This is a genomic window from Streptomyces sp. NPDC008137, assembly GCF_042957035.1.
Taxonomy (GTDB): domain Bacteria; phylum Actinomycetota; class Actinomycetes; order Streptomycetales; family Streptomycetaceae; genus Streptomyces.
On record NZ_JBIBHN010000007.1, the window covers coordinates 72,235 to 90,945 of the forward strand.

The 18,711-nt window shown below is 71.2% G+C and carries 18 protein-coding genes; 16 read left to right on the top strand and 2 right to left on the bottom strand.

Features of this window, described 5'->3' with window-relative positions; genetic code table 11:
* Positions 1–54 precede the first annotated feature (54 nt).
* From ACFZBT_RS13840 to ACFZBT_RS13865, 6 genes are all read left to right on the top strand, one after another.
* Positions 55–858 (top strand): methyltransferase, encoded by an 804-nt coding sequence (locus ACFZBT_RS13840; protein ID WP_391102486.1) that lies wholly within the window; start codon positions 55–57, stop codon positions 856–858.
* A complete protein-coding gene (locus ACFZBT_RS13845; RefSeq protein ID WP_391102489.1) occupies positions 855–1,394 on the top strand; it encodes a TIGR00730 family Rossman fold protein in 540 nt (179 codons plus the stop codon). The genes ACFZBT_RS13840 and ACFZBT_RS13845 overlap by 4 nt, the downstream gene beginning before the upstream one ends.
* Positions 1,395–1,420: 26 nt before the next feature.
* Entirely contained in the window at positions 1,421–2,119 is a 699-nt protein-coding gene (locus ACFZBT_RS13850) for an SDR family oxidoreductase (protein ID WP_391102492.1), read from the top strand.
* 208 nt (positions 2,120–2,327) lie between these two features.
* Positions 2,328–3,326 carry a methionine synthase gene (locus tag ACFZBT_RS13855; RefSeq protein ID WP_391102495.1) on the top strand — a complete coding sequence of 333 codons (999 nt, stop codon included), beginning with the start codon at positions 2,328–2,330 and terminating at the stop codon, positions 3,324–3,326.
* Positions 3,327–3,341: 15 nt separating this feature from the next.
* A complete protein-coding gene (gene ligA / locus ACFZBT_RS13860; protein ID WP_391102497.1) occupies positions 3,342–5,537 on the top strand; it encodes an NAD-dependent DNA ligase LigA in 2,196 nt (731 codons plus the stop codon).
* Positions 5,538–5,796: 259 nt separating this feature from the next.
* On the top strand, positions 5,797–8,079 hold the full coding sequence (locus ACFZBT_RS13865) for an EAL domain-containing protein (RefSeq protein ID WP_391102500.1): 2,283 nt from the start codon (positions 5,797–5,799) through the stop codon (positions 8,077–8,079).
* Positions 8,080–8,137: 58 nt separating this feature from the next.
* Here the strand turns inward: ACFZBT_RS13865 and ACFZBT_RS13870 are convergent, their stop codons facing one another.
* A complete protein-coding gene (locus ACFZBT_RS13870) occupies positions 8,138–8,725 on the bottom strand; it encodes a WHG domain-containing protein (RefSeq protein WP_391102503.1) in 588 nt (195 codons plus the stop codon).
* An 88-nt stretch (positions 8,726–8,813) separates the two neighbouring features.
* On the opposite strand from ACFZBT_RS13870, the gene ACFZBT_RS13875 reads away from it, so the two are divergent.
* The 5 genes from ACFZBT_RS13875 to gatB all read left to right on the top strand — a co-directional run bounded on the left by ACFZBT_RS13875 (position 8,814) and on the right by gatB (position 12,882).
* Positions 8,814–9,185, top strand: a complete 372-nt coding sequence (locus ACFZBT_RS13875) for a DUF4267 domain-containing protein (protein ID WP_391102505.1) — start codon at positions 8,814–8,816, stop codon at positions 9,183–9,185.
* Between the two features lie 135 nt (positions 9,186–9,320).
* Positions 9,321–9,617, top strand: coding sequence for an Asp-tRNA(Asn)/Glu-tRNA(Gln) amidotransferase subunit GatC (gatC, locus tag ACFZBT_RS13880; RefSeq protein ID WP_095936815.1), 297 nt, complete (start codon positions 9,321–9,323; stop codon positions 9,615–9,617).
* 5 nt (positions 9,618–9,622) lie between these two features.
* A complete protein-coding gene (gatA, locus tag ACFZBT_RS13885; protein WP_391102509.1) occupies positions 9,623–11,116 on the top strand; it encodes an Asp-tRNA(Asn)/Glu-tRNA(Gln) amidotransferase subunit GatA in 1,494 nt (497 codons plus the stop codon).
* Positions 11,113–11,352 (top strand): hypothetical protein, encoded by a 240-nt coding sequence (locus ACFZBT_RS13890; RefSeq protein ID WP_215118383.1) that lies wholly within the window; start codon positions 11,113–11,115, stop codon positions 11,350–11,352. Before gatA ends, ACFZBT_RS13890 begins: the two co-directional genes overlap by 4 nt.
* A gap of 15 nt (positions 11,353–11,367) precedes the next feature.
* A complete protein-coding gene (gene gatB / locus ACFZBT_RS13895) occupies positions 11,368–12,882 on the top strand; it encodes an Asp-tRNA(Asn)/Glu-tRNA(Gln) amidotransferase subunit GatB (protein ID WP_391102514.1) in 1,515 nt (504 codons plus the stop codon).
* A 61-nt stretch (positions 12,883–12,943) separates the two neighbouring features.
* On the opposite strand, the gene ACFZBT_RS13900 is transcribed toward gatB, so the two are convergent.
* A complete protein-coding gene (locus ACFZBT_RS13900) occupies positions 12,944–13,747 on the bottom strand; it encodes a methyltransferase domain-containing protein (protein ID WP_391102516.1) in 804 nt (267 codons plus the stop codon).
* Between the two features lie 192 nt (positions 13,748–13,939).
* On the opposite strand from ACFZBT_RS13900, the gene ACFZBT_RS13905 reads away from it, so the two are divergent.
* From ACFZBT_RS13905 to ACFZBT_RS13925, 5 genes are all read left to right on the top strand, one after another.
* A complete protein-coding gene (locus tag ACFZBT_RS13905; protein ID WP_391102518.1) occupies positions 13,940–14,386 on the top strand; it encodes a hypothetical protein in 447 nt (148 codons plus the stop codon).
* Positions 14,387–14,543: 157 nt separating this feature from the next.
* Positions 14,544–16,790 (top strand): MMPL family transporter, encoded by a 2,247-nt coding sequence (locus tag ACFZBT_RS13910; protein ID WP_391102521.1) that lies wholly within the window; start codon positions 14,544–14,546, stop codon positions 16,788–16,790.
* The gene (locus ACFZBT_RS13915) at positions 16,768–17,340 is read left to right on the top strand and encodes a GNAT family N-acetyltransferase (protein WP_391102525.1); all 573 of its coding nucleotides are present in this window, start codon (positions 16,768–16,770) and stop codon (positions 17,338–17,340) included. The genes ACFZBT_RS13910 and ACFZBT_RS13915 overlap by 23 nt, the downstream gene beginning before the upstream one ends.
* 35 nt (positions 17,341–17,375) lie before the next feature.
* A complete protein-coding gene (locus tag ACFZBT_RS13920; protein WP_391102527.1) occupies positions 17,376–17,945 on the top strand; it encodes a hypothetical protein in 570 nt (189 codons plus the stop codon).
* A gap of 576 nt (positions 17,946–18,521) precedes the next feature.
* A complete protein-coding gene (locus tag ACFZBT_RS13925; protein WP_391102529.1) occupies positions 18,522–18,707 on the top strand; it encodes a hypothetical protein in 186 nt (61 codons plus the stop codon).
* The last annotated feature ends 4 nt before the right edge of the window (positions 18,708–18,711 follow it).

The window sequence follows — 18,711 nt, forward strand, 5'->3', positions numbered from 1 at the left end:
CCTCGATACAGCGCACGCTGTAGCGGAGTTCTTCCCTCGCCGCAGGAGGCCCGCATGCGAGCAACGGAACCGGCCGGAAACCGCAGCACTCTGGCCCACCAGGTCAGGTACGCCCTGCGCCACCCGGGGCGCGTGCCCGCGCACGCCCGGCGCGCGGCACGGGACGCCTGGCTGCGGCTGCGCTACCGCGACCACATCTCCTACTACCGCGCCGTGATGGCCTCCGACGCGGCCCGCAGCGCGGAGGCGGCGGTGGGGCACAACCCCTCCCGCGAGGCGTGGACGCGGATCGGGCGCATGCAGTTCGACTACCTGGTGGGGCACGGCCTCCGGCCCGAGCACCGGATGCTGGAGATCGGCTGCGGCAATCTGCGCGCCGGGCGCCTGTTCATCGACCATCTCGACGCCGGCCATTACTACGGCATCGACATCTCGCCGCACATCCTGCTCGCCGCCCAGGACACCCTCGTCTCCGAGGGCCTCCAGTCCAAGATGCCCTACCTGGCGCTCGCCGACGACCTCACCTTCGCCTTCCTGCCCGACGCGCACTTCGACGTCGTGCACGCGCACAGCGTCTTCTCGCACTCGCCTCCGCACGTCATAGAGGAGTGCTTCGCCCACGTCGGCCGGATCCTCGCGCCCGGCGGCTTCTTCGACTTCACCTTCGACCGCACCGAGGGCGAGGAGCACCAGGTGCTCCACGAGGACTTCTACTACCGGACGCGGACGCTGACCGAACTCGCCGCGAAGCACGGCCTGGACGCCCGGTTCATGGACGACTGGGAGAAGCTCCCGCACCGGCAGTCCAAGATTCGGGTCACCGCGGCACCCGACCGTGCCCGTACGGTGGGCTCATGAACATCTGTGTCTTCCTCTCCGCCGCCGACCTCGACGAGCGCTACACCCGGCCCGCCCGGGAGTTCGCCACCCTGCTGGGCAAGGGCGGACACACCCTGGTGTGGGGCGGCTCGGACGTCGGCCTCATGAAGGTGGTCGCCGACGGGGTGCAGGAGGCGGGCGGCCGGCTCACCGGCGTCTCCGTGAAGTTCCTCTCGGCGAAGGCCCGCCCGGGCGTCGACGAGATGGTCGTCGCCGAGGACCTCGCCGAGCGCAAGAGGCTCCTCCTGGAGAAGGCCGACGCCGTGGTCATCATGGTCGGCGGCACGGGCACGCTCGACGAGGCGACCGAGATCCTGGAACTGAAGAAGCACGGCCACACGGACAAGCCGGTCGTCCTGCTCAACACCGCGGGCTTCTACGACGGCCTGAAGGAGCAGTTCCGCCGCATGGAGGACGAGGGCTTCCTGCCCCGCCCGCTCACCGACCTGGTGTTCTTCGCGGAGGAGCCGGTGGGGGCGCTGGCGTACCTGGAGGAGAGCCGCGGCATCGAGTGACGGATGCCCCTGACGCTGATGCGAGCATGGCGGGCATGGCTACTCATGTGATCACCGGAGCGGGCTCCGGCATCGGCGCGGCCGTGGCCCGACGTCTGCACGCGCGCGGGGACGACCTCGTGCTGCACGCGCGCGACGCGGGCCGCGCCAAGGAGCTGGCGGCCGGGTTCCCGGGGGCGAAGACGCTCGTCGGGGACCTGTCCGACCCCGACAAGCTCTCCTGGGCCTTCTCCCACCAGTCGCTGCCCGACCGCGTGGACTCGCTGCTGCACATCGCCGGCGTCGTCGACCTCGGCCCGGTCGGGGAGCTCACCCCGAAGACCTGGCGCCACCAGCTCAACGTCAACCTCGTCGCCCCCGCCGAGCTGACCCGGCACTTCCTGCCCCAGCTGCGCGCCGCCCGGGGCCACGTGGTCTTCGTCAACTCCGGCGCCGGCCTCAACGCCCACGCCGGCTGGTCCGCGTACGCCGCCTCCAAGCACGGCCTGAAGGCCCTCGCCGACTCCTTGCGCCACGAGGAGCACGCGGCCGGTGTCCGTGTCACCTCGGTCTACCCCGGCCGCACGGCCAGCCCCATGCAGGCCAAGGTGCACCAGCAGGAGGGCAAGGAGTACGACGCCGCCCGGTGGATCGACCCCGAGTCGGTGGCGACCACGCTGGTGATGGCTCTGGATCTGCCCCGGGACGCGGAGGTGAACGACCTGACGGTGCGTCCGGGCCGCTGACTTCCTCGCCCCCGCCGCCCCTACCCGTCCCGTCCCCGGGGGCTGCCGCCCCCGGACCCCCACTTCGGCCTGAACGGCCTCGTCCTCAAACGCCGGACGGGCTGAAAAACTCAGCCCCTCCGGCGTTTGAGGAGCGGGGTCTGGGGCGGAGCCCCAGAAGGACGGGACGGGTAGGGGCGGCGGGGGCGGAAAACATAGGCTTCTCGGCGTGAACGCAAACCCCACCTTCGCCCCCGCCACCGGCGTCGGATCCATGCCGGGCGGCGACGCCCGAGAAGCCGCCAAGACCGTCACCGGAACCTTCGAGGACTTCCCTTTCCTGCCCGAACTGCCCGCCCGGGGACCAGGCGCGGACATGATCGGGCGGACCGCCGGACTGCTCGTCGAGCTGTACGCGCGCGTGGAGCCCAGCGGCTGGCGCCTCGGCGACCGTCCCGGACGGGACACCAAACGGGCCCGCTCCTGGCTCGGCGAGGACCTCGACGCGCTGGAGGAGTTCACACAGGAGTACGAGGGGCCGCTGAAGGTCCAGGCCGTCGGGCCCTGGACCCTCGCCGCCAACCTTGAGCTACGCAACGGCGAGGCCGCCCTCTCCGACCCCGGAGCCTGCCGCGACCTCGCCGCCTCCCTCGCCGAGGGGCTGCGCCTGCATCTCGCGGAGGTACAGCGGCGGATCCCCGGCGCGCGGCTCGTGCTCCAGTTCGACGAGCCGTCCCTCACGGCCGTGCTCCGCGGCCAGGTGAAGTCCGCCAGCGGCTACCGCACCCACCGGGCCGTCGACCGGCAGATCGTCGAGGCCACGCTCCGCGACGCCATGGGGGTGCACGACGGCCCCGCCGTCGTCCACTCCTGCGCACCGGACGTCCCGTTCGCCCTGCTCCGCCGGGCGGGCGCGGCGGCCGTCTCCTTCGACTTCTCCCTGCTCACCGAGCGTGACGACGACGCGATCGGCGAGGCGGTGGAGGCCGGTACCCGGCTCTTCACCGGTGTCGTCCCGGGCACGGAGGGCCCATTGTCAGACCCTGCCGGTAGCGTCATGGGTGTCAGGACGCTGTGGCGCAGGCTGGGGCTGTCACCGGGGCTTCTCGCGGAGGCGGTCACGGTCACCCCGGCGTGCGGACTCGCGGGGGCCTCCCCGGGGTACGCGCGCACGGCTCTCGCCCACTGCGTCCGGGCGGCGAGATCTCTCGCGGACAACCCAGAGTAACGGGAGGACGACACGGTGGCCGGGGACAAGCAGGCGGAGACGACGACGGTGCCCGCCGAGGCACGGGAGAAGCACGCGCGCCTCGCTGAGCAGATCGAGGAGCACCGCTTCCGGTACTACGTGAAGGACGCTCCCGTCGTCAGCGACGCGGAGTTCGACGAACTGCTGCGTTCCCTGGAGGCGCTGGAGGAGGAGCATCCGGAGCTGCGCACGCCCGACTCGCCGACCCAGAAGGTGTCCGGGTCGTACGAGACGGAGTTCACGGCGGTCGAGCACCGCCAGCGCATGCTCTCCCTCGACAACACGTTCAACGACGAGGAGATGGCCGCCTGGACGGAGCGCATCGCCAGGGAACTGGGCGAGCAGGACTACCACTTCCTGTGCGAGCTGAAGGTCGACGGCCTCGCCGTGAACCTCACCTACGAGCACGGCCGTCTCACCCGCGCGGCGACCCGCGGCGACGGCCGCACCGGCGAGGACATCACACCGAACGTCCGGACGATCGCCGAGATCCCGGAGCGCCTCAAGGGCGACTCCGTCCCCGACCTCGTGGAGATCCGCGGCGAGGTCTACTTCCCGATGGAGAAGTTCCAGGAGCTCAACGCCCGGCTCGTCGGGGCCGGCGACAAGCCCTTCGCCAACCCGCGCAACGCGGCCGCCGGTTCACTGCGCCAGAAGGACCCGCGCGTCACCGCCACCCGCCCCCTGCACATGGTGGTCCACGGCATCGGCGCCCTGGAGGGCTTCACCGGCCTGACCCGCCTCTCCCAGGCCTACGACCTGCTGAAGACCTGGGGCCTGCCCGTTTCCGGCCACAACCGGGTGGTCGACGGCCTGGACGGCATCCGGGAGTTCATCGCCCACTTCGGCGAGAACCGCCACTCCGTGGAGTGGGAGATCGACGGCGTCGTCGTCAAACTCGACCAGATCCCGCTCCAGGGCCGCCTCGGCTCCACCTCGCGCGCGCCGCGCTGGGCCATCGCGTACAAGTACGCGCCGGAGGAGGTCAACACCAAGCTCGTCAACATCCGCGTGGGTGTGGGACGCACGGGCCGGGTCACGCCGTACGCCCAGGTCGAGCCGGTCACGGTCGCCGGCTCCGAGGTCGAGTTCGCCACCCTGCACAACCAGGACGTCGTCAAGGCCAAGGGCGTCCTCATCGGCGACATGGTGGTGCTGCGCAAGGCCGGTGACGTCATCCCGGAGATCCTCGGGCCGGTTGTCGACAAGCGCGACGGCAGCGAGCGCGAGTTCGTGATGCCGAGCGAGTGCCCCGAGTGCGGTACGGCGCTGCGGCCGATGAAAGAGGGCGACGTCGATCTGCGCTGCCCGAACGCCCGCACCTGCCCGGCGCAGTTGCGCGAGCGCCTGTTCTACCTCGCGGGCCGCAAGGCCCTGGACATCGAGCACTTCGGCTATGTCGCGGCGGCGGCCCTCACCGCGCCGCTGGAGCCGAAGGACCCGCCGCTCGTCGACGAGGGCGACCTGTTCGACCTCACCATCGACCAGTTGCTGCCCATCAAGGCGTACGTCCTCGACCCGGACAGCGGCCTGCCCAAGCGCGACCCGAAGACCGGCGAGGAGAAGGTCGCCACGATCTTTGCCAACCAGGAGGGCAACCCCCGCAAGAACGCGCTCGCCATGCTGGAGAACATCGCGGCGGCCAAGCAGCGCCCGCTCGCCCGCGTCCTCACCGGCCTGTCGATCCGTCATGTCGGACCGGTCGCGGCCGAGGCGCTGGCCAGGGAGTTCCGCTCGATCGAGCGCATCGACCAGGCCACGGAGGAGGAGCTGAAGAACACGGACGGCGTCGGTCCGATCGTCGCGGCCGCCGTCAAGGAGTGGTTCGCCGAGGACTGGCACCGCGAAATCATCCGTAAGTGGAAGGCCTCCGGCGTCCGCATGGAGGAGGAGAGCACCGGCGAGGACGAGGGACCGCGCCCGCTCGAAGGGCTCACCGTCGTCGTCACCGGCACCCTCGAACACTTCACGCGGGACGGCGCCAAGGAGGCACTGCAGACCCGCGGTGCGAAGGTGACCGGATCGGTTTCGAAGAAGACGTCATTCGTCGTTGTGGGTGACAGTCCCGGATCGAAGTACGACAAGGCGATGCAGATGAAGGTGCCGGTCCTGAACGAGGAGGGTTTCGAAGTCCTGCTGGAGCAGGGACCGGACGCGGCGGCCGAAGTCGCGCTTTCGGCCGAGGAGTAGCGGTTGAAGGCCACCCGTTCAGCGCATATCAGATGCATACGGGTGGCCGGGGCGCATTCGGGCAACCGTCCGCGACCGCTGCCCGTGGAAGCCTTCTGCGGCCTACTGTTGAGATGTGCGCCTGCCGTGCCCAGCTGCGGTCGGGGCATCTTCGTGCTCGCACCAGAGCGCGGGGAAGGGATTTCCAACGCGGGCCGATGAGGGTTGTCGGGCACCGGTCCGCGGGGCGTGGGCACCGCCGGCTGTGAGAGGGACGGGAATGGAACCGACCGAGAGCGCCGTGCCGGGCGCACGGCTGCGCCTGCGCCGCATGGCGGTCGTATGGCGTGCGGTCCGTGGGGTCGGACGGCCGGCGGTGCGTCCGGGTGCGGAGGTGCGCGCCGTCGGACAGTACACGGCGGACGGGCGTGCCACCGGGGGGCGCGCCGCGGCGGACGGCCGCGGCGCCGCACAACCGGTCACCGAGCACACCCCAGGACTGACCGGCGAGGACGCGGACGGCGAACCGCACCACTCCTGGCCCGCGCTGCCCGCGGCGGTCGTCGCGGCGGCCGGGTTCGTCCTGGGCGCCGGCTTCTACCGCGCCTTCACCGGCGGCCACGCGCTGTTCCCGTCCGGCACGGCCGGCTGGGCGCTGGCCGTGCTGACCGGCGTCATCGTCGGCCACCTCGTCATGCTCGGCCGCTCCCGCTGGTGGGGCGGCACCGGCTCGGGCGCCGCCCTCACCCTCGCCGTGCTGCTCCTCTACGGCTGGGTACCGGCCGGCATGGTCAGCCTCACGGTCGTCGTGCTGGTCGGCGTGGCCCGCCGCAACCGCTGGCGCCAGGGCGTGCTGCACGGGGCGGTCGACCTCCTCGGCATCGGCGCCGGCGCCCTGGTGCTCGCCGTGTTCGGGACCGTGCCCTCCGTCGAGTCCCCCGCGCGGCCCGACGCCTGGACGCTCGCCACCGCCCCCCAGGTGGCCCTGGTCGCCGCCGCCTACCTGATGGTCACCCGCGTCCTGCTCTGGTATCTGCACGCCCCGCGCCCAGGGCTGCCCACCGTCGCCCGCACCGCCCTGGTCAGACAAGGCCTGGTCGCGGTCGCGCTGCTGGGGATCGCGCCGCTGGTCTGCGTGGTGGCCGTGGCCAAGCCGATCCTGCTGCCGCTGTTCTCCGTCCCCCTCATCGCCCTGGACTCCACCCTGTGGATAGCCCGGGCCCGTGCCGAGGAGCAGCTGCGCGACCCGCTCACCGGGCTGCCCAACCGCCAGTGGCTGCTGGAGCGCATCTGGACCGCGCTGGACGACGCCGAGCGGATCGACGCCCGCGCCGCCCTGATGCTGATAGACCTCGACCGGTTCCGGTCGGTCAACGACACACTGGGTCATCTCGCCGGTGACCGGCTGCTGCTGCAGATCGCCGACCGGCTGCGGGTGGCACTGCCACGCGGGGCCGAGGCCGCCCGGCTCGGCGGGGACGAATTCGCCGTCTTACTGCCGGTCGCCGACTCCACGACGTCCGCGACCCGGGTCGCCCGGAGCCTGGTCACCGCGCTCAGCTCCCCCCTCGACCTCGACGGCCTCACCCTCGTCCTGGAGGCCAGCGCCGGAGTCGCCGTCTTCCCCGACCACGCCCTGGACGCCGAAGGGCTGCTGCGGCGGGCGGACGTGGCGATGTACCAGGCGAAGCGGGACCGTACGGGCGTGGAGGTCTACGAGTCCAAGCGCGACTCGAACACCCCCGACCGGCTCGGCCTGCTGGGCGATCTGCGTCGCGCCCTCGAAGCGGGCGAGGTCCATCTGCACTACCAGCCGAAGGTCCGCTTCGACGGACAGGTCGTGGGCCTGGAGGCCCTGGTCCGCTGGGTGCACCCGGAGCGGGGCAAGGTGCCGCCGGACGAGTTCATAGCGATCGCCGAGTCCTCGGGCCTGATGCCCCACCTCACCGAATACGTCCTGGAGGCCGCGCTCGGCCAGGTCGCGCGCTGGCGGTCCCAGGACCTGTTCGTACCGGTCGCGGTGAACGTCTCCCCGCGTGACGTGCACACCCCCGGTTTCGCCGGCTCCGTCGCCGCCCGGCTGGCCCGGCACGGCGTCCCCGCGGGAGCGCTCCAACTCGAGATCACGGAGCACGTCCTCCTGGAGGACCCGCAGCGCGCGGCCGACACCCTCAACGCCCTGACCGGGCACGGCGTGAAAATGTCCCTGGACGACTTCGGCACGGGCTACTCCTCGCTCGTGCACCTGCGCCGGCTCCCGGTCAGCGAACTGAAGATCGACCGGTCGTTCGTGGCGCGGCTCGCGGTCGACACCGAGGACGCGGAGATCGTGCGCTGCACCGTCGACCTCGCGCACTCCCTCGGCCTGCTCGTCGTCGCCGAGGGCGTCGAGGACGACGAGACCTGGGAGCGGCTGCGGGACCTGGGGTGCGACGCCGTACAGGGGTGGCTGGTCGCGGCGGCGATGCCCCCCGAGGAGACCACGGCGTGGCTGCGGGCGCGGGGGCCCAGGGGGTGGCAGCGGCCGCGCGCCGCGCTGCCCGCTGTGACGGCCGACGAGTGACCTGACCCTTTCGGCCGCCGTTCCGCCTCGCCCGGCTCCGTTCCCTTCGGAGGAGCGTTCAGTCCGTGTCCTGAGGCACGAAGTGGCTGATCAGCAGCGTAAGCCGTCGCTCGTGCGCGTCCTCGGGCAGCCGGCCGCTGCGCATCAGGGTCACCAGACCGTGCAATCCGGCCCAGTACGTCTCCGTCAGCAACCCCGTGTCCTCGCCCTCGGCCGCGATCGGCCGGACGGCCCGCAGCAGTTCGCCGAAGGCGTCCTGCAGGGGCGCCGGGGCCTCGGGTGTGGCGAACGGCAGGTCCACGGCCAGCGTGAAGATCGCGTCGTAGAGCGCGGGACGCCGCCTGGCGAAGGCGGTGTACGCCCCGCCCACCGCCGCCAGCGCCTCACGGGTGCTCCCGGCTGCCGTGCGCGCCGCCCGGAGCTCGTCGGCCAGGTCCGCGCAGCCCTGCACCGCCACCGCCGCCATGATCGCGCCCTTGCCCTTGAAGTGGCTGTAGAGGACCGGCTGGCTGTACTCGATCTCATCGGCGAGCCGGCGCGTGGTCACCGCGTCCCAGCCCTCCGCCTCCGCCAGTTCCCGTGCGGCCGTCACGATCAGCCGCTCGCGTTCGGCTCGTTCGCGCTCCCGGCGCGTCTGGATCGTCATGAGCAGAATTCTAGCATCGCTAGCGTTCCTGTCGGCGCTCTGCTAGCTTCGCTCTCATCCCTAGCGCTGCTAGAAATCGAGGAGAGACGTGACCGTCGCCGCGTACAGCCTGGCCGTCGTGCTCAACCTGTTCTGCCTGTTCCTCGGCTACCGGTTCCTGTTCCAGCCGGCCCCCTCCGCCGCCGGATACGGCGTCCCGGCCGACCCCGGCGGTGATGCCGGTGCCTACCTGACGATCAAGGGCCTGCGGGACGGCACCTTCGGTCTGGCCGGGCTGGCGGTGCTCGCCTTCGCGGGGGCACGTGCCGAGGCCTGGTTCATGCTCGCCGTGGCACTCGTACCGCTCGGCGACACGCTGATCGTGCTGCGCCACGGCGGTGCGAAGGCGGTGGCCTTCGGGATCCACTTCGCCACCGCGGTCGTCGTCCTGATCAGTGCCGGGCTGCTCTTCGCGGTCTGAGCGCGCCCACACGCGCGATCCGGAGGTGCCGTTGCCCGTCGTCGCTGACGGGCAACGGCAAACCGTTTCACGGGCACGGCCCTCCGCCCCATAGGATTAGGCCAAACCAATTCACTCACCCCAGAGGATCGCTGCATGCCTGGCATCACGCGCGAGGAGGTCGCCCACCTCGCCCGGCTGGCGCGTCTGGAGCTGAAGCCCGAAGAGCTCGACCACTTCGCGGGACAGCTGGACGACATCATCGGCGCGGTCGCCCGCGTCAGCGAGGTCGCCGACCAAGACGTACCGCCGACCTCGCACCCGCTCCCGCTGACGAACGTCATGCGCGTGGACGAGGTCCGTCCGTCGCTCACCCCCGAGCAGGCGCTCTCCGGCGCCCCGGCCCAGGAGCAGCAGCGTTTCAAGGTGCCGCAGATCCTGGGGGAGGACTAACAGCCATGACGGACATCATCAAGCTCACGGCCGCCGAGACCGCCGCGAAGATCGCCTCCGGCGAGCTCACGGCCGTCCAGGTCACCGAGGCCCACCTCGCCCGCATCGAGGCCGTCGACGAGAAGGTGCACGCCTTCCTGCACGTCGACCGCGAGGGCGCCCTCGCCCAGGCCCGTGCCGTCGACGAGAAGCGCGCCAAGGGGGAGAAGCTCGGCCCGCTGGCCGGCGTCCCCCTCGCGCTCAAGGACATCTTCACCACCGAGGGGATCCCGACCACCGTCGGCTCGAAGATCCTCGAGGGCTGGATCCCGCCGTACGACGCGACGCTCACCCAGCGCCTGAAGGCCGCCGACGTCGTCATCCTCGGCAAGACCAACATGGACGAGTTCGCCATGGGGTCGAGCACGGAGAACAGCGCGTACGGCCCGACCGGCAACCCCTGGGACCTCACCAAGATCCCCGGCGGCTCTGGCGGCGGTTCCTCCGCCGCCCTCGCCTCCTTCCAGGCCCCGCTCGCCATCGGCACGGACACCGGCGGCTCCATCCGCCAGCCCGCCGCCGTCACCGGCACGGTCGGCGTGAAGCCGACGTACGGCGCGGTCTCGCGCTACGGCATGGTCGCCTTCTCGTCCTCCCTCGACCAGGGCGGTCCCTGTGCCCGCACGGTCCTGGACGCGGCCCTGCTGCACGAGGTCATCGCCGGGCACGACCCGCTCGACTCGACCTCCATCGACGAGCCCGTCCCGGCGGTCGTGGAGGCCGCCCGCAACGGCAGCGTCGACGGTATGCGCGTCGGCGTCGTCAAGCAGTTCCGCGGCGAGGGCTACCAGGCCGGCGTCATCCAGCGGTTCGACGAGTCCGTCGAGCTGCTGAAGGAACTCGGCGCCGAGATCGTCGAGCTGGACTGCCCGTCCTTCGACCTCGCGCTGTCGGCGTACTACCTGATCGCGCCGTCCGAGTGCTCCTCCAACCTCGCCCGCTTCGACGGCCTGCGCTACGGCGCCCGCGTCGGCGACGACGGCACGCACTCCGCCGAGGAGGTCACCTCCCTCACCCGTGAGGCCGGCTTCGGCCCCGAGGTGAAGCGCCGCGTCATGCTCGGCACGTACGCCCTGTCGAGCGGCTACTACGACGCCTATTACGGCAGCGCCCAGAAGGTCCGTACGCTGATCAAGCAGGACTTCGACAAGGCGTTCGAGCAGGTCGACGTCATCGTCTCCCCGACGACCCCGACCACCGCCTTCGCGATCGGCGAGCGCGCCGACGACCCGATGGCGATGTACCTCGCCGACCTGTGCACCATCCCGACCAACCTGGCGGGCAACGCGGCCATGTCGCTGCCGTGCGGTCTCGCCCCGGAGGACAACCTCCCGGTCGGCCTGCAGATCATCGCCCCCGTCATGAAGGACGACCGCCTTTACAAGGTGGGAGCCGCCGTAGAGGCCGCCTTCGTGGAAAAGTGGGGCCATCCGCTGATCGAGGAGGCTCCGTCGCTGTGAGTGCACTGACCAAGGCCAAGGGCTTCAAGAAGTCCAAGTCCGGCACGTACCTGTCCATGGCCGGGACCGCGTTCGGCGCGATCGGCGTCGCCAAGCGGCTGAAGAAGGCCCGCGCCGAGCAGGACACGCTGGTCCTGATCGACGCCACCGTGTCCGCCGTCGCCATCGTCACCGGCCTCGCCATCCTCTACCGCGAGCTGAAGCGGCTGGGCGACGACGACGTCCTGCTGGGCTGAGAGGGAAGTTTCACCGTGACCACCACGACCGACCTGGTGTCGTACGAGGACGCACTCGCGTCGTACGACCCCGTCATGGGCCTCGAGGTCCATGTCGAACTCGGCACCAAGACCAAGATGTTCTGCGGCTGTTCGACCGAGCTCGGCCAGGACGCCAACACGCAGACCTGCCCCGTCTGCCTCGGCCTGCCCGGCGCGCTCCCGGTCGTCAACGCGACCGGCGTCGAGTCCGCGATCAAGATCGGCCTCGCGCTGAACTGCGAGATCGCCGAGTGGTGCCGCTTCGCCCGGAAGAACTACTTCTATCCGGACATGCCGAAGAACTTCCAGACCTCCCAGTACGACGAGCCGATCGCCTTCAACGGCTACCTCGACGTACAGCTGGAGGACGGCGAGACCTTCCGCGTGGAGATCGAGCGCGCCCACATGGAGGAGGACACCGGCAAGTCGACGCACGTGGGCGGCGCCACCGGCCGTATCCACGGCGCGTCCCACTCGCTGCTCGACTACAACCGCGCCGGCATCCCGCTCATCGAGATCGTCACCAAGCCGATCGAGGGCGCGGGCGAGCGTGCCCCCGAGGTCGCGCGGGCCTACGTCCGTGAGCTGCGCGAGCTCATCAAGGCGCTCGGCGTCTCCGAGGCCCGGATGGAGATGGGCCAGATGCGCTGCGACGTGAACCTGTCGCTGCGCCCGAACGGCACCGAGAAGTTCGGCACCCGCTCGGAGACGAAGAACGTCAACTCGCTGCGGTCCGTGGAGCGCGCGGCCCGTTTCGAGATCCAGCGGCACGCGGCCGTGCTCTCCTCCGGCGGCACGATCATCCAGGAGACCCGGCACTTCCACGAGGACACGGGGTCGACGACCTCGGGCCGTGTGAAGGAGGAGGCCGAGGACTACCGGTACTTCCCGGAGCCCGACCTGGTGCCCGTGGCGCCGTCGCGCTCGTGGGTCGAGGAACTGCGGGGCGCCCTGCCCGAGTTGCCGCTGGTCCGCCGCAGCAGGCTCCGTGAGGAGTGGGGCGTCTCGGCCGTCGACATGCAGGCGATCCTCAACGCCGGTGCGCTGGAGCCCATCGTCGCCACCATCGAGGCCGGGGCCGACGCCGCCTCCGCCCGCAAGTGGTGGATGGGCGAGCTGGCCCGCAGCGCCAACGAGTCGGGCAAGGCGCTCGACGAGCTGGCGATCACGCCGGAGCAGGTCGCCCGGGTCACCGAGCTGGTGGCGAAGGGCGACCTGAACGACAAGCTGGCCCGGCAGGTCATCGAGGGCGTCCTCGCGGGTGAGGGCACCCCGGACGAGGTCGTCGACAAGCGCGGTCTGAAGGTCGTCTCCGACGAGGGCGCGCTGACGGCGGCCGTCGACGAGGCCATCGCCGGCAACCCGGGCGTCGCGGACAAGATCCGCGGCGGCAAGGTGGCCGCGGCCGGCGCCCTGGTCGGCGCGGTCATGAAGGCGACCCGGGGCCAGGCCGACGCGGCTCGCGTCAAGGAGCTGATCCTGGAGAAGCTGGGCGTCAGCGAGGGCTGACCCCGGCGGACCCGACAGGGGGGATGCACCGGAGACCCGGTGCATCCCCCCTGCGCGCGCTCTACGGGCGGCGTCCCACGACCCGGACGAAGCCCAGATTCGCGCCTTGGTCGAGACGCAGCATCTCGGCGCACTGGCCGGCCATCCTGATGTGCCACTCGTCCGCGTGCTCGTCGGCGACGACCTCGCACCAGCGCAGCCAGTCGCGCCAGCCGTCCTCGAGCCAGTCGGCCGTCTCGACCTCCACGACCCCGCTGCGGGTCCACTGGCGCCGCCACCAGGCGGCGGAGTGGAAGCACCAGAAGCCGGGGTCCCAGTACGGCTTGAGGTGCTCCGGCGGCTCGACGCCGTCGATCTCCTCGCGCAGCGCCGGTACGACGACGCCGATCCGCCCGCCGGGCTTCAGCAGCCGCGTCAGCTCGGGCAGGTACAGGTCGTTCGTGCCGAAGTACTGGTACGCGTCGATCGAGACGATCGCGTCGAAGCTCTTCTCGCCGAACGGCAGGTCGTGCGCCTCGGCGAACACGGGCAGGACGCGGTCGGCGACGCCCGCCTCGGCGATACGCCCGGCGTTCTCGTCGGGCTTGATCCACAGGTCGGCGGCGGTGACCGACACGTCGTACTCCTTGGCGAGGAAGATCGACGTCATGGCGCGTCCGCAGCCCAGGTCGAGCACGCGGGAGCCAGGGCTCAGGGCGTCGAGCCCCAGAGCCGGGGCCAGCCACTCCAGCAGCCAGAGCGCGTGCGGGCCCATCTGGTTGTCGATGGTCCAGCGGGCGTCGTAGCGGTTGCTGCGCGGGTAGCCGGGGTGGTCGGTGCGGTCAGAGAGGGGGTCGTTCGGGGTCCGGGAAGTGATGTCCGACATCGGTGGACGGGCTCCTTGAGTCCTTGAGGAGGAAAGGGGATGCGTAGGAGCTCGGTCGGACCGTCAAACAATGCACCTGCTTCGGCCGGGCGACGGGGGTGCCGCGGGCGTTTCCTCGGACCGGCGGACGCTAACAGGGGGCCGCACGACCCCGCACCTGGTTTTCGTTCGCGACGCGCTACCGTCTCGCCCATGAATGGACGCGCTGATTCCGACACCGAACCAGAGATAGCGGACTCGGACACGGCCGCCGTTCAGGAAGCCGACCAGGACGAGGAGCCGGACGAGGAGCCGGACGACGAGCCGGACGACGGCGCGGACGATCCGGACGACGACGCCGATGGCGATCCGGACGACGACGATCCGGATGATGACGACGATGAGGATGGCGAGGACGCGCGGCGGGCCCGCTGGACCGCCGCCGGGACCGGTGCCCTGCTGACCCTCGCGGGCCTGGCCGCGGCGCTGCTCCGGCTCACCCGCCCCGCCGCCCCGGCGCTCGTCCCGACGGCATACGCCTGCGGTGCGGTCGTGTGCGCCGGCGCCGCCGTGCTGGGCTCCCGTGGACGCACCCGGCGGGCGCTGTGGCTGCTGATCGCGGGGACGATGGTGATGGCGCTGGGGGACCAGTTCGACTGATCACGGTCACTGTGAATAAGCCCACGAAAGCGACAAACGATCTCGTGCGCCTGTAAGAGTGGCTCCGCATTGCTCATGCGTTCTTTGCTGGATGTTCAGGTCAGGGACGACTGCTCCCGGTCAAAGATCCACAAAAGTCACCCTGGGAGCACGTTTCGTGGCAGCCCTAGCACGCTGGTGTGTCCAACGCCGTCTGGTCACCGTTCTGCTGTGGCTCCTCGCCTGCGCGGGGGTGGCCGCGGGCGCCGCCGTCGCCGGCTCCGCGTACTCGAACGACTACCAGGTCCCCGGCACCGAGTCGGGCCGCGCCACCGAACTGCTCCACGAGGGCTTCCCGCAGCTCGGCGGTGACAGCGACACCGTCGTCTGGCACACCGCGTCCGGCACCGTCCGCTCGGCCGACGTCGAGCAGACCATGACCCGGACCCTGGACCGGATCGAGAACCTGCCCGGCGTGGCCTCCGTGACCAGCCCCTACGACGGGCCGGGCACGGGCCGCGTCAGCGCGGACGCCCGCACGGCGTACGCCACGGTCACCTTCGACGACCGGGCCGAGGACATCGACCAGGGCGAGGCCAGGGCCGTCGTGGACACCGCGAAGAGCGCGGAGACGGACGGGCTCCAGGTGGAGCTGGGCGGCAGCGCGGTCGCGCTCACCCAGTCCTCCGGCGGGCACCTCGCCGAGATCGTCGGCGTGGTCGTCGCCGCGGTCGTGCTGTTCCTCGCCTTCGGCTCGCTCGCCGCCTCCCTGCTGCCCATCGCCACCGCGCTGGTCGGCGTCGGCACCGCCTACGCCGGGATCGTGCTGCTCGGGCACGCCATGACCGTCGCCGACTTCGCCCCCATGCTCGGCATGCTGATCGGGCTCGGCGTCGGCATCGACTACGCGCTGTTCATCGTGACGCGGCACCGGCGCGGGCTGAAACGCGGTCTCCCGGTCACCGAGGCGGCCACGAACGCCGTCGCCACCACGGGACGGGCGGTCGTCTTCGCTGGTGCCACCGTTTGCATCGCCCTGCTCGGCATGCTGATCCTCCGGCTGAGCTTCCTCAACGGGGTCGCCATCGCGGCCAGCCTGACCGTGGTCCTCACCGTCGCGGCCTCCGTGACCCTGCTGCCCGCCCTGCTGTCCCTCATCGGCATGCGCGCGCTCAGCCGCCGCGAACGCCGCCGACTGGCGGAGCACGGGCCCGAACCGGAGCTGCCCACCGGCTTCGCCGCCCGCTGGTCGGCGTTCGTGGAACGCCACCCCAAGGTCCTCGGCGCGGTCGCCCTGGTCGTCATGGCCGTCCTCGCGCTGCCGACGTTCTCCCTGCACCTGGGCACCTCCGACCAGGGCAACGACCCCAAGGCGGCCACCACCCGCCAGGCCTACGACCTGCTCGCCGACGGCTTCGGGCCCGGTGTGAACGGCCCCCTCACCCTCGTCACGAAGGTCGACGGAGCGGACGACAAGCTCGCCCTGGACAACCTCGACGGCACCCTCCGCGTCACCGACGGCGTCGCCTCGGTCACCCCGGTGACCTTCGACTCCGGCGGTCACACCGCGTACCTGACCGTCGTACCGGAGTCCTCGCCGCAGTCGAAACAGACCAGCGACCTCGTCGACCGGCTGCGCGGCGAGGTGCTGCCGCGCGCCGAGGCGGGCACCTCGCTCGATGTGCAGGTCGGCGGCATGACGGCCGGCTACGACGACTTCGCCGACGTCATCGTCTCCAAGCTGCCCGTCTTCGTCGGGGTCGTGATCGGCCTGGGCTGTCTGCTGCTCCTGCTCGCCTTCCGGTCCATCGGCATCCCGCTGAAGGCAGCCGCGATGAACGTCGCCGCCGTGGCCTCCGCCTTCGGGGTGGTGGTCGCGATGTTCCAGTGGGGCTGGGGCAGCGAACTGCTCGGCCTCGGCAGCGCGGGCCCCATCGAGCCCTTCCTGCCCGTGATCATGGTCTCGGTGCTCTTCGGCCTCTCCATGGACTACCAGGTGTTCCTGGTCAGCCGGATGTACGAGGAGTGGCTGGAGACCGGCGACAACCGGCGAGCCGTGCGCGTCGGCCTCGCCGAGACCAGCCGGGTGATCAACTCGGCGGCGGTCATCATGATCTCCGTCTTCCTGGCCTTCGTCCTCAGCGGCGACCGGGTGATCGCCATGTTCGGCATCGCCCTGGCCGCCGCCGTCGCCCTGGACGCCTTCGTCCTGCGGACCCTCCTCGTCCCCGCCCTCATGCACATGCTCGGTGGCGCCAACTGGTGGCTGCCCCGCTGGCTGGACAAGTGCCTGCCGCGGATCAGCATCGAACCGCCCGAGGCCCGGGCCGCCCATGAGAGGCTGGCCGCCGCGACGGACGCCGAGGTGGCGGACGTCCTGGCGGAGGAGGAGCGGCAGCGGGATGTACGCGATATCCCTGGGTGACGACGCCGAACTGAGGCCCCTCGAGCCCTGGCACGCCGAGGAGTTCTTCGCGCACCTGGAGCGGGGCCGGGACTTCATCGGGCAGTTCATCAGCTTCGGCTCGCAGGAGACGGACGTGGAGTCCGCGCGGGCCATGCTCCAGCGGTACGCCGACATGCGCGCGGCCGACACCCGCTCGCTGCACGGCCTGTGGCTGAACGGCAAGCTCGTGGGCGGCGTCCTGTTCCTGAACTTCGACGCCGCGGCCGGCAACTGCGAGGTCGGCTGCTGGCTGGAGCCCGCCGGGACGGGGCGCGGTCTGGTCACCCGGGCCATGCGCGTCCTCATCGAGTGGGCCGTCGAAGAGCGCGGCATTCACCGGATCGAGTGGGTCGCCGCCTCGGGGAACCAGCCGAGCCTGAACGTGGCCCGGCGCCTCGGCATGACCCGCGACGGTGTGCGACGCGAGGCGCACCCCTATCGTGGCGTACGGCACGATCTCGAAGTCTGGTCGGTGCTGGCGCCCGAGTGGCGCGCCGCACGCGCGCGTGCCGCTCACAACGATCATTAAGAGACTTCTCAGACAGCGACTTTACGGTGCGAGACATGGCAACGAACGCAGTGGACGAGACCAAGGCCACCGAGGCCACGACCGAGAAGGCGGTGGACACCACCGAGTCCGACGAGGCGACCCGGACCCAGACCGATGCCCCGGCCGAGGCCGAGGTCGTCGAGACAGAGGTCGCCGAGACAGAGGTCGTCGCGACCAAGGAGGAGGCCCCCTCCGGCACCGGCCAGGGTGCCGCCGCCGTGGTCTCCGCCGCGCTGGGCGTCGTCTCGCTCACCGGCAGCTGGGTCGGCACCATCGCCGCGGCGCGCCAGAACCTGGTCGGTCAGCTGGAGACCGCGCAGGGGGCGGGCGTGGCCCAGCAGATCCAGGCGGTCTACGGCGACGCCTGGCAGGCCACCGCCCTGTGGGCCGGCCTGTTCGCGGTGGTCGCACTGGTCGTCGGCGTCGTGACGCTGGCCCGGCCCGCGTTCGGCACGCCCGGCAGGATCCAGGCCCCCTGGATCAAGTCCGTCGCCTGGGCGGGCGTCGCGCTCGGTGTCATCGGCCTGTTCCTGGCCGTCCTCAAGTACACCGGCATCCTGCTCGGACTGCCGTCCGCAGGCTGAGTCACCGCAGGGCCCTGAGCGGTTGCCAACTGCTCGCCGGGGAGTCTTGGCTCGATCGTGTGATGGTCGACTTGCGGGCGTGTGGCGGCGTGGGCTGTTCGGGCTACGGTGAGTGGGCGATCTGGGACGCCGGGTGCGGTGCCAGCGTGCGGGGCCCCCTCTCCACCGGAGTGATGGTTTGGGGCCTCCCCGTCGCCTCTGGCCGTATCCGCACGGCCAGGTCGTGAGGGCAGTGTCCACAGCGGCCTCCGGCCGCGGGGGCCTCCCGGGATCGGACCACGCACAGGATGCGTGTCGCCGCCCTGGGGTTGAGTACGTCAGGGACCAGTGCGTCCAAGACCGTTCGGGGCGTGCGGCTGAGTGGGCTCGTTCCTGCTCAGCCTCCAGGAACGGTCTTAGGAGTTCCGTAGGCACCTTACGGAGCCCCTGGGGCCCTCAGAAGTGTCCTAAGGCCCCGACCGCCGCCGAAGATGCGGAACTCTCCCGATGTGGCGGGCCCGCCTGGGAGACGACAGTGAGGTCATCACGGAAGAACACTCCGTGATGACCTCACTCTCGTCTCACCAAGGACACGCCATGTACGAGTACGAACTCCAGCGACTGCGCACCGCCGACCTCATCAGCCGGGCCGAACACCAGCGCCTGGTCCGCGAGGCCGCCCGGGCCCGCCGCGCCGCCCGCCGCGCGGCGGCCGAGAACTCCGCCGAGCACGAAAGCCATACCCGCGGCCTCCGCCGGCCCCGGTCCGCCCGGGCCGCGTGAACGG